At 45.6% G+C, this 25,301-nt stretch carries 19 protein-coding genes; 8 read left to right on the forward strand and 11 right to left on the reverse strand.

The window, feature by feature from the left end; translation table 11 throughout:
* Positions 1–331: 331 nt before the first annotated feature.
* Complete coding sequence (locus QUB70_RS09760; RefSeq protein WP_332979949.1) at positions 332–853, reverse strand: L,D-transpeptidase; 522 nt, start codon at positions 851–853, stop codon at positions 332–334.
* A 101-nt stretch (positions 854–954) separates the two neighbouring features.
* A complete protein-coding gene (locus tag QUB70_RS09765) occupies positions 955–1,593 on the reverse strand; it encodes a bifunctional 4-hydroxy-2-oxoglutarate aldolase/2-dehydro-3-deoxy-phosphogluconate aldolase (RefSeq protein ID WP_332979950.1) in 639 nt (212 codons plus the stop codon).
* Positions 1,594–1,826: 233 nt separating this feature from the next.
* On the opposite strand from QUB70_RS09765, the gene QUB70_RS09770 reads away from it, so the two are divergent.
* From QUB70_RS09770 to QUB70_RS09780, 3 genes are all read left to right on the forward strand, one after another.
* A complete protein-coding gene (locus QUB70_RS09770; protein ID WP_332979951.1) occupies positions 1,827–2,447 on the forward strand; it encodes a hypothetical protein in 621 nt (206 codons plus the stop codon).
* Between the two features lie 186 nt (positions 2,448–2,633).
* Positions 2,634–2,951 carry a hypothetical protein gene (locus QUB70_RS09775; protein WP_332979952.1) on the forward strand — a complete coding sequence of 106 codons (318 nt, stop codon included), beginning with the start codon at positions 2,634–2,636 and terminating at the stop codon, positions 2,949–2,951.
* Positions 2,944–3,207, forward strand: a complete 264-nt coding sequence (locus QUB70_RS09780; RefSeq protein ID WP_332979953.1) for a type II toxin-antitoxin system RelE family toxin — start codon at positions 2,944–2,946, stop codon at positions 3,205–3,207. Before QUB70_RS09775 ends, QUB70_RS09780 begins: the two co-directional genes overlap by 8 nt.
* Positions 3,208–3,224: 17 nt before the next feature.
* On the opposite strand, the gene QUB70_RS09785 is transcribed toward QUB70_RS09780, so the two are convergent.
* The gene (locus tag QUB70_RS09785) at positions 3,225–3,866 is read right to left on the reverse strand and encodes a bifunctional 4-hydroxy-2-oxoglutarate aldolase/2-dehydro-3-deoxy-phosphogluconate aldolase (protein ID WP_332979955.1); all 642 of its coding nucleotides are present in this window, start codon (positions 3,864–3,866) and stop codon (positions 3,225–3,227) included.
* A gap of 765 nt (positions 3,867–4,631) precedes the next feature.
* On the opposite strand from QUB70_RS09785, the gene QUB70_RS09790 reads away from it, so the two are divergent.
* Entirely contained in the window at positions 4,632–5,483 is an 852-nt protein-coding gene (locus QUB70_RS09790; RefSeq protein WP_332979956.1) for a DUF1206 domain-containing protein, read from the forward strand.
* A 527-nt stretch (positions 5,484–6,010) separates the two neighbouring features.
* Here the strand turns inward: QUB70_RS09790 and ftsH3 are convergent.
* The gene (gene ftsH3 / locus QUB70_RS09795) at positions 6,011–7,849 is read right to left on the reverse strand and encodes an ATP-dependent zinc metalloprotease FtsH3 (RefSeq protein WP_332979958.1); all 1,839 of its coding nucleotides are present in this window, start codon (positions 7,847–7,849) and stop codon (positions 6,011–6,013) included.
* A gap of 505 nt (positions 7,850–8,354) precedes the next feature.
* Between ftsH3 and QUB70_RS09800 the strand changes: the two genes are divergently transcribed.
* Entirely contained in the window at positions 8,355–14,912 is a 6,558-nt protein-coding gene (locus tag QUB70_RS09800) for a glycosyltransferase (protein ID WP_332979959.1), read from the forward strand.
* A gap of 453 nt (positions 14,913–15,365) precedes the next feature.
* Here QUB70_RS09800 and QUB70_RS09805 read toward each other — a convergent pair whose 3' ends face one another.
* Together QUB70_RS09805 and QUB70_RS09810 are read right to left on the reverse strand one after the other, a co-directional pair.
* Positions 15,366–17,264 (reverse strand): BamA/TamA family outer membrane protein, encoded by a 1,899-nt coding sequence (locus tag QUB70_RS09805; protein WP_332979960.1) that lies wholly within the window; start codon positions 17,262–17,264, stop codon positions 15,366–15,368.
* A gap of 168 nt (positions 17,265–17,432) precedes the next feature.
* Positions 17,433–17,633, reverse strand: a complete 201-nt coding sequence (locus tag QUB70_RS09810; RefSeq protein WP_332979962.1) for a hypothetical protein — start codon at positions 17,631–17,633, stop codon at positions 17,433–17,435.
* A gap of 82 nt (positions 17,634–17,715) precedes the next feature.
* Here QUB70_RS09810 and QUB70_RS09815 point away from each other — a divergent pair, with 82 nt between their 5' ends.
* Both QUB70_RS09815 and QUB70_RS09820 read left to right on the forward strand, forming a co-directional pair.
* Entirely contained in the window at positions 17,716–18,621 is a 906-nt protein-coding gene (locus tag QUB70_RS09815) for an alpha/beta fold hydrolase (RefSeq protein ID WP_332979964.1), read from the forward strand.
* Between the two features lie 364 nt (positions 18,622–18,985).
* The gene (locus QUB70_RS09820) at positions 18,986–20,404 is read left to right on the forward strand and encodes an ATP-binding protein (RefSeq protein WP_332979965.1); all 1,419 of its coding nucleotides are present in this window, start codon (positions 18,986–18,988) and stop codon (positions 20,402–20,404) included.
* Between the two features lie 302 nt (positions 20,405–20,706).
* On the opposite strand, the gene QUB70_RS09825 is transcribed toward QUB70_RS09820, so the two are convergent.
* The 5 genes from QUB70_RS09825 to QUB70_RS09845 all read right to left on the reverse strand — a co-directional run bounded on the left by QUB70_RS09825 (position 20,707) and on the right by QUB70_RS09845 (position 24,697).
* Entirely contained in the window at positions 20,707–21,060 is a 354-nt protein-coding gene (locus tag QUB70_RS09825) for a slr1659 superfamily regulator (RefSeq protein WP_332979966.1), read from the reverse strand.
* A 67-nt stretch (positions 21,061–21,127) separates the two neighbouring features.
* Complete coding sequence (locus QUB70_RS09830) at positions 21,128–21,742, reverse strand: DUF6272 family protein (RefSeq protein ID WP_332979968.1); 615 nt, start codon at positions 21,740–21,742, stop codon at positions 21,128–21,130.
* 146 nt (positions 21,743–21,888) lie between these two features.
* Positions 21,889–22,131, reverse strand: a complete 243-nt coding sequence (locus tag QUB70_RS09835; protein ID WP_332979969.1) for a hypothetical protein — start codon at positions 22,129–22,131, stop codon at positions 21,889–21,891.
* A 127-nt stretch (positions 22,132–22,258) separates the two neighbouring features.
* Positions 22,259–22,489, reverse strand: coding sequence for a hypothetical protein (locus QUB70_RS09840; RefSeq protein WP_332979971.1), 231 nt, complete (start codon positions 22,487–22,489; stop codon positions 22,259–22,261).
* A 78-nt stretch (positions 22,490–22,567) separates the two neighbouring features.
* The gene (locus tag QUB70_RS09845; protein ID WP_332979973.1) at positions 22,568–24,697 is read right to left on the reverse strand and encodes a SpoIIE family protein phosphatase; all 2,130 of its coding nucleotides are present in this window, start codon (positions 24,695–24,697) and stop codon (positions 22,568–22,570) included.
* A 236-nt stretch (positions 24,698–24,933) separates the two neighbouring features.
* Here QUB70_RS09845 and QUB70_RS09850 point away from each other — a divergent pair, with 236 nt between their 5' ends.
* Positions 24,934–25,293 carry a VOC family protein gene (locus tag QUB70_RS09850; RefSeq protein WP_332979974.1) on the forward strand — a complete coding sequence of 120 codons (360 nt, stop codon included), beginning with the start codon at positions 24,934–24,936 and terminating at the stop codon, positions 25,291–25,293.
* The last annotated feature ends 8 nt before the right edge of the window (positions 25,294–25,301 follow it).

Raw genomic sequence — 25,301 nt, forward strand, 5'->3', positions numbered from 1 at the left:
GTGGGCGGAGTGCAACGGAGGGTTGTTTACGCTCACCCGCTCGTGTAAGGTGCGTCGCTCAAAGATTGTGGATATTCTTTAAGATTTTTGATGGCGACGCACCCTACAGATACTGTTGCATGAGTTTTGAGAATTAGTATAAAAACAGCAGTAAAGTAAGCAAGCTAAAAAAAACCAGAACTGATGAACTCCGATCGAAGAAACCGGGTTTTTGACCGAATTTACGGCTGTAACGCAGTATTTGGCAAAAAAACCCGGTTTCTAACCACCGGTGCATAAGTTCTAATAATGTTCGACTATGCCCGATGCCCGATGCCCAATTCCCAATTCCCTAAACCTGAGATTTGTGCACCACGACGGGTGTTCCCACCGAGGCCCATTCAAATAGCCATTTAGCATGATTGACAGCTACATTTGTGCAGCCGTGAGTAACGGGATTGCCAAACAAATTGTGCCAGTAAGCGCCGTGAATTGCCATGCCTCCGTCGTAATACATTGTATAGGGAACGTCGGGCACATCGTAGTCATCCCCAGTCATTCTAGTAACGCGGTGTTTGGTTTCAACGGCAAAGGTTCCCGTGCGGGTGGGAGTGGATGATTTGCCGCTGGAAATAACCACCGCGTAAACGGGTGTATTTCCTTCCCAAGCTATTAACCTTTGTCTTGACAAATCAATTTCAATCCAGCGTTCGCTGGATTGCTGCAACAGCATAATTTTATTGGCAATTATGTTGTGCTGTTCGCTGGCAAATGCGGTCATTGAACCGCCGCAGAATGCAGCAAAAGTGAGGGCGCAGCCCGCACAGAAAGTTCCAGCGCGGCGGAAGTAAATTGAGTTGATAATGCTGTTCATTTCTGACACCTCGTACTATTTTAGATTTTAGATTTTAGATTTTAGATTGGCTTGTCCTATTTTAGATTGTAGATTTGAAATGTTGGATTTGGAAACTGGACTTAACAAGTTGTTAAGTTTTGGGAGAGAGTTCGGGCAATTTGGGCGATCGCCCGCCAATCGCGATTTTCCACTAAGTGTTTGGGAAATAAGTCTCCGGCCAAACCCACGGCGATCGCCCCGGCATCAATAAATACTTTCGCATTTTCCAGCGTCACCCCGCCAGTGGGAATCAAAGGAATGTGTCCCAGAGGGCCTTGCAGGCTTTTCAGGTAAGCCGCGCCTCCCAAAGCCGATATCGGAAACACTTTAACGCAGGTAGCACCAGCTTGCCACGCGGTCACAATTTCCGTGGGAGAAAAAGCACCGGGGACGATCGGCACTCCGGCGTCAACTGCTGTTTTAACCATAGTTAAATCGGTGTGGGGAGTAAACAAAAATTGAGCGCCGCAGTCTATTGCTTGCTGCAACTGTTCTAAATTTAATAAAGTGCCGGTGCCAATACTAAAAGTAGGAAATTCGGAGCGGAGTTCGGCAATTAATTCAGCGGCTTTGTGGGTATTCCAAGTAATTTCAATAAACTGAATTCCTCCTGCTGCTACCGCTGATGCCATTTGCCGAGCGAGTTCCTTTTCCGAGGAACGGATAACTGCGATCGCGCGGTGTTTTTTTAGCTGTTTCAACCAAAATTGATGATTCATGCGATTTTATATTTTAGATTGAAGAATTGGGAAGTATACCTGATAGCGATGAAACAGGTGCGTCGCTATGAGATTTTCCCTATTTTTTGAGAATTGTCGCAGCGACGCACCCTACGGCTACGGCTAAGTTTAACAGCATCTCCACGTTGCTTCTCTCTACAAAAAAAAGTAAACTAATATTGTAGTGTCTGCTGTAGGTGCAGCCTCCGGCGGCAAATTTTCTGGGAGACCTCATGAAGAATTCTGATGCAGCTACTCCTCTCAAGTCCCACGGAGTTAGTCGATTATTAATGCAGTTCGCTTGGGCTAACGTATCGTTAAACATCGTTTCCCTGCTTTTAACTTCGCTGAAAGCAATTGCACCAACTATTGAGGCACCGGTTCAAGGTTTGCAGCAGATTTTGTTGATTGTTACAATTCCTGTCGTCTTGATTTTGATCGTGCTTTTTTTAGTCTGGCTATATCGCCTGCACGTCGATCTCAAGGTTCTTTTCAATGATTATCCTATCACCCCAGGAGGAGCAGTGGCAAGATTTATAATACCCATATACAGCATTTGGGGAATTTGGAATGCACTCTCAACATTTGCCAACAGATTTAATCAGGAAGGCGGAGAATTAGCCAAGTCTGCCGAGTATATCAATTCGACGATCGGAGGACTCTACTTTTTAACTATTACCTCAAATATGTTGAACCGCGAATATTCAAGAATGCAGAGAGAGAGTCCAGAAATAGAGCCTTTATGGCTGTTCTTGCTTAACGATATAGTAGCTCTGGGTTTGTCGGTCATGTTATTGCTAATGGTAAAAAGTATGAGCAGTTCAGTTGTTGCAAAAGCTCGCCAGCCAAAATAAGCGCATGACAATCAAGGGTTAGTAGGTAGTGGTAGTTAGTGGTAGGGTGCGTCGCGATCGCATAACTGCAAATAGCGAGAATTGTCGCTGCGACGCACCCTACTATTTACTACAGTTGCATTTTTGGGAAAATTGATATCATTCTGACTAGGATATAATTTTACTACACATTACAAACTTTGATATATGGCAAACTACAATATGCGAGGCGTTCAATTTTTAACCGACAATGAAGGCAACAAAACCGCTGCAATTGTTGACCTCAAAGAACACAGCGAATTTTGGGTTGACGTGTTGGCTGAATGCGGCGAACCGACAGACTTTCAGTTTTTAGTTGACGGCCAAGGCGAAAAAATTGCGGTGCTGCTTGACTTCGAGAAGCACGGCGAACTCTGGGAGGATGTTTATGATGGCATAATTTGTGACGAGCGCGAGAATGAACCTACCGTGCCGTGGGAAGAAGTTAAACGTAAACTGATGGAGAAGGGTAAGCTGAGTGTCTGATTATTTGGTTGTTTTTGCTCGCTCGGCCCAAAAGGAACTGGATTCTCTGCAAGTTGAAATCAGCAGCCGGATTTCTCCGAGAATTAATGCTTTAGCAGACAGCCCACGTCCACCTGGTTGTGTCAAGTTAAAAGCGAAACAAAACCAATGGCGAATTCGGGTTGGCGATTACCGAGTAATTTACAGTATTAATGACACGATTTTTACTGTGAAAATTCTGGAAGTCAATCACCGGCGGGAAATTTACGAAAGGTAAAGTTCAATAAAGACCAGTTAGTGGTATGGTGCGTCGCGATCGCATAACTGCAAATAGCGAGAATTGTCGCTGCGACGCACCCTACTATTTACTAAGTGTTTGGGAAATAAGTCTCCGGCCAAACCCACGGCGATCGCCCCGGCGTCAATAAATACTTTGGCATTTTCCAGCGTCACCCCGCCAGTGGGAATCAAAGGAATGTGTCCCAGAGGGCCTTGCAGGCTTTTCAGGTAAGCCGCGCCTCCCAAAGCCGATATCGGAAACACTTTAACGCAGGTAGCACCAGCTTGCCACGCGGTCACAATTTCCGTGGGAGAAAAAGCACCGGGGACGATCGGCACTCCGGCGTCAACTGCTGTTTTAACCATAGTTAAATCGGTGTGGGGAGTAAACAAAAATTGAGCGCCGCAGTCTATTGCTTGCTGCAACTGTTCTAAATTTAATAAAGTGCCGGTGCCAATACTAAAAGTAGGGAATTCCGAGCGGAGTTCGGCAATTAATTCAGCAGCTTTGTGGGTATTCCAAGTAATTTCAATAAACTGGATTCCTCCTGCTGCTACCGCTGATGCCATCTGCCAAGCAAGTTCCTTTTCGGAGGAACGGATGACTGCGATCGCGCGGTGTTTTTTTAGCTGTTTCAACCAAGATTGATGATTCATACCATTGGAAATTTTAGATTTGAGATGGGAAGCCCAAATTGGGAACTCGTATTATTTTGATTTACATATAATTTTAGTACAGATTACCCAATCCGCTTTTAGATGGTAGGGTGCGGCTCTTTTGTCGTAGCTCCAGATCGGTTAAATAAAGAACTTGCTGCCTGTCAATAGATTTGAGATTTGAGATTTGAGATTTGAGATTTGAGATTTGAGAATCGACCCCACGGATGAATCCGGGGGCGAGCACAAGATGATTCGGAGCTTTTGTTCTCCCTCCACGGATGAATCCGGGGGCCCCGGATCTAATTACTTTCGTCATCGGAAAAATTCGCAGAGACCGAGAAATCGAGTTGCAAATATTCCTTTAGCTAGGTACAAAAATTCACCAACCTTAGTGTATCGAGCTTATTGCCGTGACAGTAGCGGCGGTGGTTTTAGCAAGACCGATCGCGCTTAACAGAAAGCAATATCATAACTAACAAAAATTCGAGCAAGTCGCATCGTGCCCTAATCCTCTAGAAAGACTATTCGACTGCGAGGCTCTGACTAATTTACCTACCTGGAGGGATGCCATAAATTGCTGAACTATAGAAATTAATAATAGGAGAAATATTTATACCAACATCCGCCCACAAAAACCCGATCTTGCTTGTCCTACAACCAAAAATAGGTGAGCGATATGCCTCCGGCACGCTACGCGATCGCAACGGATTTAGTATGATGCACTTGCAATACCCAACTCACTCTAAATTATTGTAGAAAAATATGACCGATCGCAACTCACCACCTGATAGCATTAAACAATCAGTCCGACGCGCAACCTCTGACTCTCGGTTCGAGCGGCTGGCAAGACTGGGATATGCCGCCAAAGGCTTTGTTTACTTTATTATCGGTTTTCTAGCCGCCCAAGCAGCTTTTGGGACTGGCGGTAGAACCACAGATAGCAGCGGTGCCTTAACCGCAATTGTCACCCAACCCTTCGGAAAATTCCTGCTGTTTCTTGTGACAATTGGCATTATTGGGTACGTCCTTTTGCAAATTGCTCAAACGATTCTCGACCCGGAACACGCTGGTGAAAAAATGGATGCCAAGCGAATTGTCCAGCGCGTTGGCTATGGTTTTAGTGCGTTAACTTATTCAGGTTTGGCGCTGACGGCTGTCAAATTAATTATCGGTTCTGGTGGTAACAGCGGCAATGCAACTGAAGATTGGACGGCCCAATTGTTAGCACAACCTTTTGGACGGTGGTTGGTAGGATTGGCAGGGGTAATTGTTATTGGTGTCGGTTTTTATTATCTCTACCAATCTTATAAAGCTAAGTTCCGCCGCCATTTAAAACTCAGTCAAATGAGTCAGGCAGAGCAAACTTGGGCGGTGCGGTTGGGTCGATTTGGTATTGCTGCCCGCAGTATTGTTTTGGTGATTATCGGTATTTTCTTAATTCAAGCTGCCAAACTATCGGATGCCAGTCAAGCTAAAGGATTTGGTGAAGCGCTAGCAATCTTGGCACAACAACCTTTTGGTCCTTGGCTGTTGGGAATTGTCGCTTTAGGTTTGATTGCTTATGGCATATACTCCGCGATCGTCGAAGCTCGTTACCGGCAGATTGTGCGTTGAAAAACTGGTGAATTTTCCAGTTAAACTATATTAAATCCCCACTAAGATTTGTTGGTAGTGCGGAGTTTAATCCGGCGGTTGGAGCGGATCAAACTCCGCACTACCAACCGTTTTTTATTATGGTAATCAATCGGACAGGATTTGATATCATGTGCGATCGATTAGACCTCTTGCAAAAATAATTAGGACGGGCTCTCCGGCCCATCCCACAAGAAAAAATAACTCTTGTGGGACGGGCATCCTGCCCGTCCCATCAATTGATGAAAGGATTTTTGCAAGAGGTCTATTAACCATAATATCCCGGTCGGGGCGGGTTTTTGAGATTGTCAATTCTTGGCAGGTATTGTTGGTGAACCCGCCCCTACGACAATCGCGGTCGATTGACCGGATACGATCTGATCTGATATCACCAGCCCCCAACCCCAAATAAAAATCGGGGCAATTCCAGACAATCCCAGAATCACCCCAATTACCGATTTCAAACTTTAGATTAAATCCAAAATCCAAAATCCAAAATCCAAAATTGATTAGGCAATAGTTGCCATTTTCACATCGCTGTTGGCTAGCAAATTTTGCAATTCGTCGGAATCGACAGTTTCCTTTTCCACTAGCATATCTGCCAAAGCATTAAGGACGTGGCGGTTGCCGACGAGTACATCTTTGGCGCGCCGGTAAGCTTGCTCTACCAACAAACGCACTTCATCGTCGATCGTCGCTGCGGTTTCTTCGGAGAAATCGCGTTCGGCCATGATATCGCGACCCATGAACATATTGCCTTGTTGGCGACCCAAAGCTACAGGGCCTAGCCGATCGCTCATGCCGAAGCGAGTCACCATTTGCCGCGCTACTTTTGCTACTTGCTGCAAGTCATTGGAAGCGCCAGTCGTGACTTCTTCCTCGCCGAAGACAATCTCTTCAGCAATGCGGCCGCCCAAAGCTACCGCCATTTGATTTTGCAGGTAAGAGCGAGAATACAAGCCAGAATCCATCCGATCTTCGCTCGGTGTGAACCAAGTCAAACCGCCAGCGCGGCCGCGGGGGATAATGCTAATTTTCTGCACCGGGTCGTAGTCGGGCATCAAGGCGCCGACTAAAGCGTGACCTGCTTCGTGGTAAGCTACCAAAGTTTTGCGCTTTTCGCTCATCACGCGGTCTTTCTTTTCCGGGCCGGCGAGCACGCGGTCGATCGCATCGTTGACTTCATCCATCGAAACTTCGGTCAAGTTGCGGCGGGCTGCCAAAATTGCTGCTTCGTTGAGCAAGTTTGCCAAATCGGCACCTGTGAAACCCGGTGTCCGGCGGGCAATTTTTTCCAAGTCCACGTCTTTTGACAAAGTTTTGCCGCGGGCGTGAACGTTGAGAATTTCTAGGCGGCCGGAGAAGTCGGGGCGATCGACCACAACTTGGCGATCGAAGCGACCCGGACGCAGCAGCGCGGCATCGAGCACGTCGGGGCGGTTTGTGGCCGCAATCAAAATGATGCCAGTATTGCCCTCAAAGCCGTCCATTTCTGTCAGCAACTGGTTCAGGGTTTGTTCCCGTTCGTCGTTACCGCCGCCCAAACCTGCTCCCCGCTGGCGGCCTACCGCGTCAATTTCATCGATAAATACGATGCAAGGAGCGTTAGATTTAGCTTGTTCAAACAAGTCGCGGACGCGGGAAGCACCGACACCCACGAACATTTCTACAAATTCTGAACCAGAAATCGAGAAGAAAGGAACGCCTGCTTCTCCAGCAACTGCTTTGGCGAGCAGGGTTTTGCCAGTTCCGGGAGGGCCGACCAGCAGCACGCCTTTGGGGATTTTTGCTCCGACTGCGGTGAAGCGGTCTGCATTTTTCAGGAAGTCCACGACTTCTGCGAGCTCTAGCTTGGCTTGTTCGATGCCGGCCACGTCGCCGAAAGTCACCTGAGTTTGGGGCTCCATTTGGACTCTAGCTTTGGATTTGCCGAAGTTCATCGCTTGGTTGCCGGGCCCGTTTTGGGCGCGACGCACCAGGAAAAACAGTCCCACCAAGAGCAGGATCGGGAAAAACAGGCTGCTGAGGGCTTTTACCCAGAAGCCTTCGTCGCTTTGGGGCAGAACGGAAATATCTACGTTATTTTTGGTCAGGATGTTGATCAGTTCTGGGTCGTTCGGCAGGTTGACGATCACTTTGTTGCCGTCTTGGGCTGTGACGAGGGCTTTGCTGCGATCGGAACTGATATTTATTTTGTCTACTCTCTTGCCTTCGACTTCCTGAATGAATTGGCTGTACTTCCAAACTTCCCTACTTGGGGGCTGTTTGTCAAAAAATGCCGTTGCTAAGGCAATGACTACAATAGCCAGCAGTGCGTACAGTCCAGCGTTTCTCCACCGTTTATTCACCGAGGTCGATCCTCCTAATTTTTAGTCCCTGCGATCTGGGAATTTTTATTTATGTTCATCAATCTTAACGTAATTATAACTTGTTTTTGTGTGGTGAGGAATCCGGGCTATGCTGCGACGGTCTGAGGTGAGGTTGTGGAAACCGAACGTTGCTTCACCTCGTCAGGAGATTTGGGTGCTGTCCTGACGAGTTATATATAGCATGAATATAAAATTGTCAAGCCTTTAGTCTAACTAATCTTTAGGGGGCTGACTCCTGATAAGATATCCGATCGAGACAGTCAATTGAATAATTTTGTAAATTTAGATAATCAAAATGAAGTGCAATATTTGTGATTCTCCAACAAACAGCTTGGCTGTCGCTAGGGTACTAAAAAAATATAACGTCGAGTATTTTCAATGCTCAAATTGCGGCTTTGTTCAAACTGAGGAACCGTACTGGCTTGAGGAGGCTTATTCAGAAGCCATCGCTAGCAGTGACGTGGGAATGTTATCCAGAAGCACTATGTTCTCAACCGCAGCCAATAATATTATTTTTAATTTGTTCGATCGCAGCGCTAAATTTTTAGATTACGGGGGTGGCTACGGTGTATTTGTGCGGATGATGAGAGATTTAGGATTTGATTTTTACTGGTACGACAAATATTGCAAAAATATATTTTCACAAGGATTTGAGGCAGAGAAAAACAGCAGATCCCTCTACGAATTATTGACAGCATTTGAAGTATTTGAGCATTTTGTGAAGCCACAGCAGGAGATCGAGAAACTCTTCCAATTTTCCCGCAATATTTTATTCAGTACCAAACTGCTGCCAGCCAACAATCCCAAGCCCAGCGAATGGTGGTACTATGCCCTAGATGAAGGTCAGCACATTTCTATTTATACCACCAAGGCACTCTCGATAATTGCCAAAAAATTCAATCTGAATTTTTACTCTAACGGAGATTCTTTGCATTTGTTTTCCGAAAAGAAAATTCCGCATCAACTTTTTCAAAGTTTATCATATTACAAAGAGCCGGAATTGAAACAACCCTCATTACTCCAACAGGATTACGAGGCAGCTCTGAGAAAAATAACCGACAGAGAGAACCGCAAATCAATGAGAAGTCCAGCAGCCCTACCTCCTAAAAAAATTAGAAAAATTGTGATTGACGGCGTATTTTATCAGCTCAACAGCACCGGCATTGGTCGGGTCTGGAAATCGCTGCTAGAAAACTGGGCAGAAAATGGTTTTGCCAAACAAATTATAGTTCTTGACAGAGCGGGAACCGCCCCCAAAATTCCCGGCATTCAGTACCGGAATGTAGCCCGCTACGACTACAGCAAAACGGATGCAGACCGCCAAATGCTACAGCAAATCTGCGATGAAGAACAAGCCGATTTATTTATTTCCACTTATTATACAACGCCTTTGTCAACGCGATCGGTATTCATGGCCTACGACATGATTCCAGAGTTGATGGGGCAAAATATTGCTTATTCGGAGTGGAGAGAAAAGCATTGCGGTATCCGCCACGCCTCTGGTTACATTGCCATTTCCGAAAATACAGCACGCGATTTAGTAAAGGTTTTTCCGCATATTTCTGAAACTTCTGTCGCTGTAGCGCACTGCGGCATTGATGCCAATTTCTTGCCAGCCGATCGAGAAGAAATTGCAGGTTTTAAGTCAAAGTACAGCATTACCAAGCCCTATTTTCTTTTGGTAGGCGAAAGGGTAGGCTGGCATGGTTACAAGAATGGGATATTATTCTTCAAAGCTTTTTCTCAACTTGCCAACAAGTTTGACTTTGATATAGTCTGTTCCGGTGGTAAACCTGTATTAGAACCCGAGCTAAAATTGTACAGTTCTGGGAGTACAGTCCACACGCTGCAACTAAGCGACAGCGAATTGAGAGCTGCTTATTCTGGGGCTGCGGTATTAGTTTATCCGTCGAAATATGAAGGGTTTGGTTTGCCAGTCATCGAAGCAATGGCTTGCGGTTGTCCAGTCATTACCTGTCCAAACGGTTCGATTCCAGAAGTAGCAGGAAAAGCAGCGGTTTATGTAAACGGGGATGATGTTATTGGGCTTGTCAATGCTTTGCTGGAAATACAGAAGCCCGGTGTCCGCAACTCATTAATTGCGGCGGGGCTAGAGCAAGCTAAGAAGTTTTCCTGGTCGAAAATGGCTGCAATTGTTAGCTCAGTTTTGGTTCAAGTAGCTGAGGGTGTGCAATCGGATAATGTTTCCGTTCAACGGCCAACTGATGCAGGCTTGCAGGGGGAATTCGGGAATGGTGAAAACTCGCAGCCTGTCCCGTCGGCTTTTAAAGTATCGGCGATCGTCTCTACTTACAATTCCGAAAAATTTATCCGCGGCTGCTTGCAGGACTTGGTAGAGCAAACGCTGTACAAACAAGGCCAACTCGAAATCCTAGTAATTGACAGCGGTTCCCAACAAAACGAACAGTCTATTGTGCGGGAATTTCAAGCAAAATATCCCAACATTGTGTACGATCGCACTTCTGAGCGCGAGACCTTATATGCAGCTTGGAACCGAGGCATTAAGATGTCGCGCGGAGCTTACATGACTAATGCTAACACCGATGACAGACACCGCCCCGACGCCCTAGAAATCATGGCGAAATACCTGGACGAAAACCCGACAATAAGTCTGGTTTATGCCGACCAATTAATCACCAGCGCAGCTAATGATACTTTTGCAACAACCCAAGCCGAAAAGCGCTGGAATTGGCCTGCATTTGACTACAGCGAACTCGAACGGCGCTGCATTATTGGGCCGCAGCCAATGTGGAAAAAATCGCTGCACCAAAAACACGGCTATTTCCGAGCAGAATTTACGGCGGCTGGCGATTACGAATTTTGGCTGCGGATTGGCAAAAATGAAAATATTGTACACCTGCCAGAAATTCTGGGTTTGTACTGCGAAAATAAACAAGGTTTGGAATATTCATCGCCAACATCCCAGCAAGAAACTCGGCAAATATGGGATGAATACGGCATCATCCGCCGAGGTGTAAAACCAGCCGCTACAGTCCCTGTTTCGATCTCTCCCTCACAGCTAAATGCCATGCCCTACCGTACGCCCGCAGAAATACTCGTCAGCGTCATTATTCCCTGCTACAACCACGCAACTTTACTCAGAGAAGCTGTGGAAAGCGTTGTCAGCCAGACTTATCAAAACTGGGAATGTATCATTGTCAATGACGGCAGTTCCGATGATACTAGCAACTTCGCAAATTATTTAATTCAACTGTATCCTCAAAAGTCGCTTCGCCTCATAGATAAACCCAACACGGGACCCGCTGATTCCAGAAATGTTGGCGTTCAGCAGTCGTCAGGAAAGTTTATTTTATTCCTAGATGCTGATGATAAACTTCATCCGAAATTTATAGAGGAGTGCGCGGAAATTTTATTAACAAAACCGCAGGTTGGTTTTGTCTATACAGATGTGCAGCACTTCGGCGCCAACTGCGATTTAGTTATCCACGGTGACTTTGATGCCAATCGGTTTTTGAGAGAGAATCAAGCTCCCGCTACTTCCTTATTTAGAAGGGAAATTTACGAGCAAGTAGGCGGGTTAAAAAAAGTGATGAAGCTGGGATGCGAAGACTGGGAATTTTGGATTTCTGCCTATGAAAAAGGCTGGTCAGGCGATCGATTGCCTAAGCCTTATCTCTATTACAGGCAGCACGGTGACGGCTCTAGCAGAACCCAAAAAATGGCGGGCGATCGCGCAAAATTAGACTTGATGAGAGCCACAATTATTCACCTGCATTCTCAACTTTACAGACCCGAAGAAGTGCGTTGGTCAGAACAAATTTTGCAGCAACACGGCCAGTTAATAGCTGACGAATTAGTTCAATTTAACAAACCCGAACAATTTTTAACTTCGCTGTCTCAATCCTTGGGAGAGTATCAAAAAGACCAAGCTAACCAAGTAAGCCTCGCGAACATCCGCCAATCCCGCCAGCAACTGGCAAATTATTGGCTGAATCTGCCCGCAGAACAACTGGAAAATGCCTATGCCGGCGACGCAGGTAAGGCACATCAAATGCTGCTCAACAGCATTATCAAATATGAAGGATTGACAGATGCCGAAAAGACTTCGATCGATCGACTAACAGCACATCTCTCCCAGGGAATTAAAACTCCCAAAGATATTAACTATCTACTAGCAGCCGCTCTCTACCGTCGTGCTGACCAGTTGCTGCTGAACTATCAAAATGCAGCGATACCTAATTGGTTTGTCACCGACTATCTCAAATTCATGTTTGCCGCGCCTACTCTCTTTCAAGAAATAGGAGAAGCTGACAATTATTGCCGATACGTGCAGGGATGGGTGAGTTATTTGCATAGCAATATATTCAAGAACCCAAACTCGCAAGTGTGGCAAGACATCGCCTGGTTTTTTACCCAAGCCGCTAACTTTATTCCTCTGTACTTCAATAGTGAAAATCTCAAGGATATCTACACGAAGCGGGCAGATATTATTGAATATGCCCTGAAAAATCGCGCTGCTGCGATTGATTGCATTTTTCCGGCTCGACCTGCAAACAGGCAGAAAATTCGCCTCGGTGTCCTGACTAAACATTTTGGGGCGATGACGGAAACTTTCGCCACTTTACCCGCTTTTGAATATCTGAACCGAGAGCAGTTTGAGATTATTTTGTACGCTATTAATCTCGACGGTAACAAACTCGAACAGTATTGTCAGAGTCGCGCTGACAGACTGGTTAAACTGTCGAATGACTTGCCAAGTCAAGTTCAGACTATCCGCGCTGACGACTTAGATATTCTGCTGATTGCTACGAATATTACTGCTGTAACTCATCCGATTAGTTTGCTAGCGCTGCATCGATTGGCGCGGGTACAAACTACCTGTTTTAATTCTCCTGTTACGACAGGAATGCGACACATTGACTATTACATTGCTGGCAAGTTGATGGAACCTGGACTTGATGGACAGCGGCATTATCGCGAGCAATTAGCAACTATTGACGGGCCAGGCTGCTGTTTTAGCTATACTCTCGAACCTTATACTCCTAACATTCAACTCAACAGAAATAGCCTCGGTATTTCCGAGGAATCGGTGGTGTTTGTTTCGAGTGCAAATTTGTACAAACTACTGCCGGAGTTAAGGGAAACATGGGCAAAGATTATGGCTGCTGTTCCTAATTCTGTGCTATTTTTAATGCCTTTCGGCCCTAGTTGGACTAATCATTATCCTGGAGGGGCTTTTGTGAATAATCTGAAAGCTGTTTTTGCTAAGTATGGGATTGACAGTCAGCGGTTGCGGGTGTGGAAGAGTTTTCCTAACCGTGCGGATGTTAAAGAAGTTTTGAAGTTGGGGGATGTTTATTTGGATTCCTATCCTTATGCGGGGACGACTTCTCTTGTAGATCCGCTAGAGGTGGGACTTCCCACGGTGGTTAGGGATGGTGATACTTTGCGATCGCGCATGGGGGCTGCGGTGGTACGATCGCTCTCTATGCCCGATTTAATTGCCAATAGCGAAGCATCTTACATTCAGCTAGCAGTTACTCTCGCTACTAATCCCCAACTGCGGCAGCGTTATCGGCAAGAAATTCAGCAAAAAATGCAGGGGAATCCCGCTTGTTTTGATAGTGTTGCATATTCTGGGGCGATCGGCAAATTATTCCAAGAACTCTTTGGCAAATGGCAAACCAGCCACCTGGAAGCATCCCGAAACTTACAGGATAGCATTCCCAAGCAGGCAGATTTGGGCGAGATCCTCTCGAATAACGTGCAGCTTTACCAGAGAAATTCATCAAACATCTCAGCAATATCCGAACTGCGTCAAATCCGCCAACAAATCGCTGATTATTGGCTGAATGTTCCCGCTGAAAACCTCGAAACCGCTTACAAAAGCGACCCCGGTAAAAGCTATCAAATTCTGCTCGCCAGCGGTTTTCAACATCAACCCATGATGGAAAGCGAAGAAATATTTTTGCAGCAATTAACGCAGATTAGCAAAGGATTAGTGCATCCCAAAGCTGTCAACGCTTTGCTCGCGGCGATGCTTTATTTTTCACCGGGAACTATGCGAATTCCCGACGCTCGCAACCGCTTGCCACACTGGTTAATTGGCGATTACGAACAAGTTTTTGAGAGTGAAGCCGCCGTCAATTCTGAGTCAAGTTCTGACTTGCTAGCTCAATACATTCAATCCCCGCAATTTGCGAATCAACTGTTAGGGTGCGTCAATCTTTACCGCATCGATCCGTCTGACGAATCGGTAGTTTTGGAACTCCGCCAAATCCGAAAGCAACTGGCTGATTTTTGGCTGACTGTTCCTTCAGAAAAACTCGAAACTTTTTACCGAGGAGAAGTTCGCAAGGGATATCAAGCAATTCTTAGCTGCGGCTTGCAAGCAGAATTAATGACTGAAGCCGAACAAAAGTTTTTGCAGCAATTGACCGAAATTAGCAAAGGGTTGGTGCATCCTCAAGCTATTAATGCTCTGCTGGGGGCTATGTTGTATTTTGTGCCTGGAAAAATGCGGGTTCCAGACGCTCGCACCCGCTTGCCGCAGTGGTTGATTGATGATTACGAAAATGTGTTTGAGAGCGCATTTACGACAACACAACAAACAGTTGTCAAACAAGATTATCTGCCGCAGTTTCTCAATCAATTAACTGCTGCCGTCAATCTCTATGAAATCGACCCGACGGCTGAATTGGTAATAGCAGATTTGCGGCAAATTCGCAAGCAAATTGCCGATTTGTGGCTGAGCGTTTCCGGCGAACAAGTAGAAGTTTTGTACCGGAGCGATTTTGGTAAGGGTTACAAAGCAATTCTGGGCAGCGGGTTTATTAACGAGCCGCTGAATGAGAGGGAGCGCGAGTTTTTTAACTCGTTGGTTGTTGAGTTGAGTAAAGGGTTTGGAACGCCTAAAGCTGTGAATAATTTGTTGGTGGCGATGCTGTACTGTCGCCCTGGACAGTTGCGGGTTCAGGATGCGAATACTTGTTTGCCTCCGTGGTTGTTGGCGGATTACGAGCAGTTGGTTGGGAGTGCGATCGAGCTTGCTGTGAAGTAAACGGATATAACGTAGGGTGGGCCGCAGCTCACCCAGCCCTGTCTGGCGCGATCGATTAGTTAGGCATTTGGAACTTGATTTTGAACGGCAAAATAATCCCTCTTTTGTCACTTCGGGGGCAGGGTAAACGCATCTAAGTTAATTTGAAAAAGACGTGGATTTGTGCATTACTAAATAACTAAAAAAACTTTCTTAAAATTCTTAGCTTTAACCCTACTTAAGCAGATTAAATCAGAACTTTAAGAACGTATAAGGAAATTTTAGACCTCTTGCAAAAATCATTTTAATCAAATTCTGGAACGGGCTCTCCGGCCCATTCCACAAGAAAAAATAACTCTTGTGGGATGGGCCGGAGAGCCCGTCCTAATTATTTTTGCAAGAGGTCTATTGATGGTTGATAAAACCCGCCCATACACTTAACTCGTGACTAATGACTGCTGACTAATAACTAATTTAAAAACGTTGCTTTGTACCGAGTACAAATTTGATGTCGCCGGAGTCGCTAACACCCATATCTAAGCGAATTAATCCAACGGACGATCGCACCCTCACACCCAACCCAACACCCACTCCAGTCCCCGGTTTATCCCTCACTACCGCCGGTTTCCCCAACACGCTGTCTCCCGTTCCCAAATCCGACGCAAAATCAACAAATATTACGCCGCCAACATCCCGGCCGACAGGAAACCGATATTCGCCGGAAGCCAAGAAATAACTCCGGCCGCTGCCAATGTCCCCCCTATCGTAACCCCGCACAGAATTGCGGCCGCCGAGGCGAAAAGCTTCCGTTGGGGGCAAATCCCCGATTACCGTCCCCGCTTGCAAGTTAAAAGCCAGCATTTCGGGCAAGGCTTCGGACTCGCTGATGCCGAGCAAAGTTACTGGTACATACTGTATATAATTTGCCAACAGCCTGTTACTCACAATGTTGCCTCGCCCCAGAGGTATCGACTGCTCGGTGCTGAGGCCAAGAATCGAGCCGCTGGTAGGGTTGAAGGGATTGTTTCGCCGATCGAGCATCGCGCCAAAAGAAACAGTGTATAATTCGTCAACGCCCGTACCGCTGAATGTGAGAGGATTGCCGAGTTCGTCGCGGCGGGCGATATTTAAATTGCGATCGCGCGTACTGATGTTTGTATAATTCAGTCCCAAAGTCGATTGCCAATCTCCCAAAGGTCTGGTAAACCTGAGATTTCCGCCCATCCGAATTTCCCGTACCCGGTCCCCGTTGGGCAAATCAATATCTTTGTTGAAAATTTCCGATACTCTGCGATCGCCAAAAGCTCTCACACTGTATCCCAAACGGTCTTCGGCGGCAACGTAAGGGCTGACAAACTGGACATCGTACTGGATACCTCGGAGGCTGGGCTGAAGTTCCACCGACAGTCGCTGCGGTACCCGGCCGAAAGTTCGATCGGTATACGAAAGAGGAACAGCAACGCCAAGATCGTCGCTAAGACTGGCACTCACGCCAAAAGAGCGGGCCGATCGCTCTTGAACGTTGTAAATTACATTAATATCCGTGCCAACTTCTTCAGTAGAAACCGTAACTTTCTCAAACAATCCCAATTGCTGCAACTGCTGCAAATCCGATCGTACAACTTCAGGGCTGTAATTATCCCCCGCCTTGAGTTTGAGTTCGCCCCGGATAAAATCTTCCGAAATTCTGCCCTGAATCGGATTCCCTTTTTTATCAACTGCTTCGCCTCTGGAATTGACAAAGCGAATTTTCACCTCAGCAACGTAAATGCCCGATTCATAGCCCGCTTGACTGATTTGTAGAGTACCGCCTAGCTGTCGGGCGTTGCTGTTTACTGCTTCGGGGATTTCAGCTTTTGCTGCGATCGTCGCCGGAGTTTTTAACAGAGATGTAAAATCTTTATTGTGGCTGGACTTGAGAGAGGGCGATTCTCTAGAGGATAGCTGCGCCGCGCGTACTTCTCCCGAAACTGCGATCTCATCGGATGCCGGCAAATTCTGCACAGTTGGGTTCACCTCATCCGATTGATGACAATTTAAGACTGAAACCGATAATAAATCTCGCTTGTAGTCGAGTCCAGATCCCCCTAAATCCCCCTTAAGAAGGGGGACTTTGAGAAGATTTCTTGTCCCCCCCTTATTAAGGGGGGTTAGGGGGGATCTAGACTTCGATACAAACAAGAGAGACGGTGGGTTTGACGTTAATTTGTCACCCATGACCTCATCCTCCTCCCTCTGTGCCCTCTGCGCCTCTGCGGTTCCCTCTCTAAACTCCGCCTCAGTCAGTGCGAGTGTCCGATCGATCGCCCGCGCCGCCAATTCACCGCCAGCCACCTGCGCCAAAGTCAAAAAAGCAATAATCGGAATTCGCATAAACATAAAATTAAAGAACCCAACGCATATTACCCAAAACCTGGCAGAAGTGCCTATTCCCCGAAAGGAAACCCGGTATTTTTGAAGATACCGGGTTTCTGGATGCTGAAATTGGGGAAAGTTCGATCGACAGCGGGCGATCGTAAATTGGGAAAACCGAAAATTTGTTTAAAGAGTTTGACGAGAAAATCGTTTCTCAAAATGAGCCTGAGTCTGCTGCAACAGTTGTTCGCGACTGTCCTTAGCGTTGGTAATGGTAGGAAGCAAGTTGCGAGCTTGTAAAGTCATGTGAAGCTGTAGGTGTGCTACGTACTCACTGACATCTTCGCGAATAGAGCAAGCCGGGTACTGTTTTAAAGTAGAGTTCAAAGTGTTCTCCTGCTTTGACTTTGCAGTATTTTCAAATAATAATAGAGAATATCACAGTCTATTTCTAATTGTGTACTCCGTAATGAAGTTTAACCTTTGGACTGCGGTTGTGTTACAATTGTTTACAAATGTTTTTTCGATCGGGAGCCGATCGCCCATGCAGTCTCAAGCAGAAGTAGGACACCAGCACACATTAAATACATTTGTCAATAGCAGCAGCCAAACAGTCGCCTACCTCGACATCGGGCGCGGCCGACCCTTATTGATGCTGCACGGTTTCTTCGGAGAAAAGAATTGCTGGCTGCCATTAATGGAGTTATTGCAATCTCAGTTTCGGTGCATCAGTTTAGATATGTTGGGTTTTGGAGAATCCAGCAAACCACAAATCCGCTACGACGTAGCTGTAGAAGTTGCCTTTGTGCGGCAACTTGTAGAACAACTAAATATCGAACCCTGCTGCATAATCGGACATTCTTTTGGCGGTTGGGTAGCCTCTGCATATGCCCTAAAATATCCTAATTATGTCAGCAGTTTAGTGTTAGCAGCACCTGCGGGAATTCGGGACGACAGTTTTTGCGGTCAATACGATGCTCTGCGACCGCTGCTGTGGGAAACCCCAGCCGTTGATTGGGCATTGCAGTTGGCAAAACCTTTTGCTAGTTTAGCCGGAAAAAGCGAGAAATTGCAGCAAATTTCCGGGTGGCGCAGGGAGTTAATGTCTCAACCAGTCGCAAGGTCATTTTTAATGAGCCGGATGCGGCCCGAAGACGCAGTTGATACAGTAGAAAAAGAAATTAACAAATTGCAAATTCCTACCTTAGTCATCGCCGCAGATAGCGACGAAACAATTCCTCTATGGCACTGTCAAACCTACGCCAACGAGATACCGGGGGCAGAGTTAGCAATTATTCCCAATGCCACTCACGGGTTGCCGCAAACTCAAGCTCAAATCATGGCGAAGTTGATTGGTCAATTTTTGGATAATTAAGAAAAACTGTACAAAAAGCCGAATCTGAAAAACTGTGATACTGCAACCGCGCCCGACGGTTAGGACGTTCTTAAGAGCCCTTTCCCCATGCAGTCGATTGCAACTTCTGCCTCTGGTAGATAACTAAAGCCTTCTTCCTCACATCAGTTACATTTGTTAAGTCGTTAAATAATCCGTTGCCGAACTTCCTTCTTCCTTTAACATCTGCTATAAGTCACCTATGGAAAATAATTGTGTTTTAGTATACTACTTTAATGGGAAATACAGAATATATTGCTTGCTGTCTTGTACAAATATTTTTATTGCGCTAAAATATTGTGTCAGCACGAGCTACAGACATTTAGTCGAGTCGGGGGTATTACAAATGGCGGCACTGAGCAACTACTTTAATCTGGAGGAAATTAGGACAGCCAGAAAAGTTAGTGCTGCGGTAATTAATATCAGCGGCCGCCAGCGAATGCTTTCCCAACGAACCGCTTTTTTTTGCATGAGGTTAGTTTGCTCTCAGAATGCGGAAGAAAGAGCAAAACTGCGGGAAAATTTGCTAGAGGCGATCGATCTTATGGAAAAATCGCACCGCGACTTAATTAATACTGACAGCAGCACCGACTTATTTACTCCCCCTTCAGCCACCGTCAAGGCCATGTATTTTGATGCGCCACTGTATTTAGACAAACAAGTGCGCGAATATATCGATCGAATTAAAGCATTGGTGCAAGTTCCCGATGCCGAACTCAGTCTGGAAAATCCCCATCTGCTGTACATTGTCGAAGCTGCCGACGGCGAATTGCTAGAAGCATTCGATGCCGTTGTGACTCAATACCAGCAAGAAAGCGAAATCGAACAATTTGAAATCGACCTCAAACAGGTTGAACTGTATCAAGAAAACTGTGCTGCTACCGCCAAAGCAGAAGCTCAAGCCGCCGAGCTCGATCGCGCACTTTGCGAACTCAAACAAACTCAAGCTCAACTCCTCCACAGCGAAAAAATGTCTTCGCTGGGAGCGCTAATGGCTAGTATCGTCCACGAAATTAATAACCCAGTTAGTTTTATTTACGGCAACTTGATCCATGCGGAAATTTATACTCAAGATTTGCTACACCTGCTGCGTCTCTATCGAGAATACTGTCCCAATCCCTGTCCCGAAATTCAAGATCAAATTAAAGATATGGAGCTTGATTTTCTAGTTGAAGACTTGCCTAATGTTATGTCTTCCATGCAAATTGGTTCCGATCGCATTCGCGAAATTGTCAAATCTATGGGCAATTTTTCGCGAACCGATAACAGTAAAATGACACTGTGCGATTTGCACGACAGCATTGACAGCACCGTATTAATTTTGCGAAACCGTCTCAATTCTCAAACAAACCGTCCCAACATTCAATTAATTAAAAATTATGGAAAATTACCTGCTGTAGAGTGTTATGCCGGACAGATAAATCAAGTATTTATGAATCTAATTAGCAACGCGATCGATGCTTTGGACGAGGCAGCACAAAATCAGCCCAATGCGGCGCTAAAAATTTCGATATGCACAGAATTAGCTGGGCCCGATCGCGTGAGAGTGCGGATTGCTGACACGGGAACGGGAATGACAGCACAGATAAAAGAACGAATGTTCGAGCAGTTTTTCACCACCAAGGAAATCGGTAAAGGTACAGGTTTAGGATTGTCTATTGTCTACAAAATCTTAGTAGAAAATCATCAAGGAACGCTCAGGTGCGAGTCTGAACCTTCCCAGGGAACCGAGTTTATTATTGAACTGCCGGTGCAACAAACTTAAGCAATTTACAAACATCTAATTTATACAGCCTATTCCAGGTTTATGAAGTGTAGGAACAAAGGCTTTCGCCGTGTCTAACCGGGGATCGAACGATAGGCGGGTGTACTTCACAAGCGTGGAATCTGCTGTATGTGTTAATGGTCGCACGGGCGTACCGCCTGTGTTGATGGTGGTTAAAATTTACACATATCCTAAGCTGTTGCGGCATTTAAATTGTATGTTAAAAAACAATCAAACAATGAGTGGGGAGTAGGGTTGGGCGTCCCGCCCGCCCTGAATATACAATTTAAATGCGCGACAACTTACTCCCATTCTAGCTTCAAAGTTGGCAACAGCTTTTCTAAATTTTTGAGAGATTTCTGTTGCCAGGGAATATCATTTGAACCCAATACCAAAAGTTGGATCGTTTTCTTTTTCCGCACGGTAATGACAAACTTAGACAGCATACTGATACCAGAACTGTTAACAAATTCCAATTTTTTTAGGTTCAAGGTAATAGTAGGCGGTTCGGGATTGGCGACCTCATCTAACAATTCGACTATTGGTGCATACTCTGCTGGGCCGCTCAGGCTGAGTTCGCCTTGGAAACAGATTGTTACCAATTCTCGATCGTACTTAACGCTGTAATCTTCACCTTTGATTTCTTGAATACCCATTATTTTTTGGTTTCCTGACTGAAATATTGCAATTGCACAAAAAGAGTAAATATTGAAATGCTAGAAACTAGACAATAAGTTGAGCCACCGTCGTCACCAGGATGGTATCAAGACTGTCTGGTATTGTCTCAAATCTCCAACCTATCTTGGCTGAATAGTCATTAACAATCGTCAGTAATCCCAATCCCGACGTTTCACTGTCTGTTTCAGCATTTTTTTCAACCTGCTGCAAATAAAGTTCATTGGGGTCGTCGCAAGATAGTAGTTCTTTAATGAATGCCTGCAACTTATTGACTGATTCTGAATTGGCACAGTTGGTAACAAAAATTACTGCTATCACCTCAACATCTTCAAGAAAGTGTATACCAAACTTGACCTTATAAATATAATTATCGTCGGTGAATTTGATAGCATTTTCTAACAGTTCGTTGGCGATGTAACTCACGGCTCCCTTGCTTTGTTTAATCCGTTGTTCGCTGCTAGCATCCTCCTCATCCACCGGTAAAAAACTAGACAAATAATCGGCTACAAAATGAGCGGAAAGCCTGTTGTTGCGCCAGCGCTGCTTGATGGGACGAGAACTGGGCGTAAATGTAAGTTCTAGGGAGTCGTGTTCGGGAGGAAATTCTTCGATGAAATCTCCAAAGATTTGTGTCATTGTTTTTAAGCTTCCAGATGTCATTATTTTTTTCCCTCCCATTGATGTGTTTATCTCACTTCTGGGTAAATTTCCACACGCCATTCCAATTAGCGCTAATACTATTTTCTAACAGCAGTTGGATGCGTTTTCGGTAAAGTTTGCTGGTTGGTCGTGGGGATTTAGCGCCACTATTTGTTCAAAACAAACTTGGGCATCAGCCAAATTTCCCTATTTCCCTGACAATATTGTTCTACTCCCTCCTCAAAAATAGACCAAGTTTGAATTTTGAGCGATCGCACTGGTTCTGCTTCAACATCTAACACCTCACAAACTGTAATGGCTTCTTGTCTACCTTTGACAATTGCACGATCCAAAAAACGGATATGATACTTTTCTGGTTGACTCAAACGTTGTAGCACATCTCCAGACATTAATAAAGATACGCCCTAAGCTGTTCTGCATTTAAATTGTATGTGAAAAAACAATCAAACTCTTGTGGGGTGGGCGTCTCGCCCGCCCTGAATATACAATTTAAATGCGCGACAGCTTAATACTTAGTCAAACCTTCCAGACGAGCGGTGAGATTGACACGATCTGACAGCGCATCGGCTTGCATCCGATTCGCGTCTCCAATAATCCCACCATTGTATCACCGACATGGATACCAATGCCCGTATTCAGCAGTATGTACCCATTTATTTTACGGCTTTGATTGTATTTTTGCAACTGTTTCACCTTAACAATTCCTGCCTGAATAGCATCATAAACGCCGTCGGGAAAAACTGCCATCACTCCATCTCCCATATACTTGACAATAAAACCGTTATGCTTGCGAATTTCGGGACTAATTCGGTAGTGCTTTACTGTTTACCCATCCTTAAGTTTAAGAATTAGTAAGGTAATATCATCAAATACCTGTTCCTCTCCAATAAATTGTCGCAGGTCATGAATTGCCGCTTGCTTGATTTCTTCGGCGCTTTTGTGCCAATTAATAGAAATTACTTTACAAAGCCTTTCGAGTCCGTAGAATTGTTTGCTGGTGTTTCGGGCTTCCGTGATGCCGTCGGTGTACAGAACCACCCCGTCCCCCAACTCTAACTTTACTGCAACATGGTCGATAAAATCGGCAATTTCTTCATCCAAGCCGATCGGAAATCCTAAATCTATCATGTCAATACGTTCAATTTGACCGCCTTTTCTGACTACGAGAGTTTCCTCGTGTTGACCGCTAATAGTAACTTTAGAGTCGGCATAGTTGAGAAGAGCTAGCGTCAAATTTTTGTCCGAGTTCATGCGCTGGACATTTTTATAAATAGTGCGGTTGAGAGTAGTTAAAAAGCGCACTGGATTGGATTCTTGCATTTCCTGAAGAGTGCGGACAGCGGCTTGAGTCATCACCATTAAAATACCGCTTTCTAAGCCATGTCCGGTGACATCGCCAATGCAAATCGTGACAACCCCGTCAGTACAAAGTACGTCGTAGTAATCGCCGCCAACTTCGGAGGCTGGTTCCATAAATCCGGCAATATCTAAATCTTTAATGGCTGCGAGTTCCTCCGGTTTGGGCAGAATCAACTGCTGCATTTGTTTCAGCATATCCAGTTCGGAACTCATGCGGCGGTTTTCCGCTCTCAGCCGCTTGTTGAGATCGGCAATTTGTTTAGTGGCTGTGGCGAGTTCGGAGGTGCGTTCTTTGACTTTATCTTCTAGAGTTTCAAAGGATTCTTTCAGTTGGCTCGCCATGCTGTTGAAGGAGTTAGCTAAGGCCTCAACTTCAAAAATCCTGCTAGAATCAATGTTCTGGTTGAGAGCGCCACCTGCGAGATTTTCTGAAGCTTTAGCAATTTCCAAAATCCGGCGAGCAATCTTGCTAGCGGTGACAAAACCCACTCCAACGGAGGCAATTAGAGCCGCAATACAGAGCAAGATGGTGTTGCGAGTGTTAGCATAAACTTGTGTCATAAAGTCGGCTTCGGGAACCACAACTACAATCAGCCAGTTGAGACCGTACTTGTCAGTTAGGGGAGAAACTTGGAGAAATTGCCGCTGACCGTTGAGCTTAAAATTAAGTTGAGCAGTTTCTTGAATGTCTTCCAAACGGTGGAAGCGATCGAGCAAATAAACTACACTTTGGCGCATCAGCAGGTTGCTGTTGTCCTGTGTTTTGAGTCGCTTTCTGTTTTCGCCTTCTCCCAGGGACAGAGGCTGATTTTTTACCGAACTGGCGATTAAATCGCCGTTCGGCTCAATGATAAATACTTGACCGGAATTACCCACGCTTAAAGTTTGCAGAAAACCGCGAATTTGATCGAGTCCCATCTGGCAAGTCAGCACGCCAATCAGTTTGCCACTGTCATCATAATAGGGTTGACTGGCATTGATTTGCAGCGTACCGTAGCCAAAATTAATGTAAACGTCGCTCCAAGCTGCTTGTTTCTTGTCAACAACAACTTTGTAAAAGGGGCGCGTGCGAACGTCATAATTGGGCTGAGACCTCTCAATTTTGGTCGGGTTTCCATCACTGTCAACGTTGTAGTAGAGCAAGTCGCCACCCCCGGGAATCAGTTGCTGGGCAAGCTGAGGTCGATCGGCTCCCGCCAGCCGATTCACCCAACCAATTCGCAGGTACTGACCTTTTTCGTTAGCAATTCCCGCGTAACCGATCGAATTAAAGCGAAGAACTTGCTTCCAGAGATATGGTCTAGCTCGCTCCAAATCTTCAAAGTCGAACACTCCCAGGGGTAAAGAATCCTGATTGATTTGATTGACTAGCGACGGAGTTTCGAGGTAGTTTTGGACGCGCTCGTAAACTCTGGCACTGATCGATCGCTGCAACTGACTGGCAAGATCGTTTACTGTTTTCTCTCCGTTTCTGTAAGAGAGATAGCCAACCCAGCCCACAGCAGCGACAATTTGCAACACAAACGGAACCACCAGGACGCCGCGGAGACCGACTTTGCCCCTTTTGGGGGCGATCGCGCGTTTTTGAGAAACCATTGTTAAAATTACTCCCAGCGGGCTGTTTGCGTTGCCTCAGCACTCTCAACAAAAGACACAATGCGATCGACCGGAAAATATGCGATCGCGAGTTACTCAGAGCAGTTTTGAATGTATTTAAGAGCAACTGACAATGTTATCCTATCAAAAACTCAACAAACATCACCAAATCTGCGTTCGTCAGCGCTCATCTGCCTGCATCAGCGGCTAAACTTCAAAATTAAATACAAAAAACAATGGAAATTAATCAAGCCCTCCACGCCGCCCTACTCATCTCAAATCTCGAAAAATCCCAACATTTTTACAGCAGCGTATTAGGAATGCAAAAAGTAGACAGAGAATTAAAATTTCCCGGAATCTGGTATCAAGTCGGCAACTTCCAGATACACCTAATTATAGCTGCAACAATTATACCAGATGCCGTAGACTATGATAAATTGGGGCGCAACCGACACCTAGCATTTTCTGTTGCTAACTTAGAAGCAGCCAAACAGCAATTAATCGCTCACAATTGCCAGATACAAATGAGTGCGTCAGGTCGATCGGCTTTATTTACCCAAGATCCAGATGGCAACATAATCGAACTCAGCGAGTAAGAGCAAGA

It is taken from the genome of Microcoleus sp. A003_D6 (assembly GCF_036702825.1).
GTDB lineage: Bacteria > Cyanobacteriota > Cyanobacteriia > Cyanobacteriales > Microcoleaceae > Microcoleus.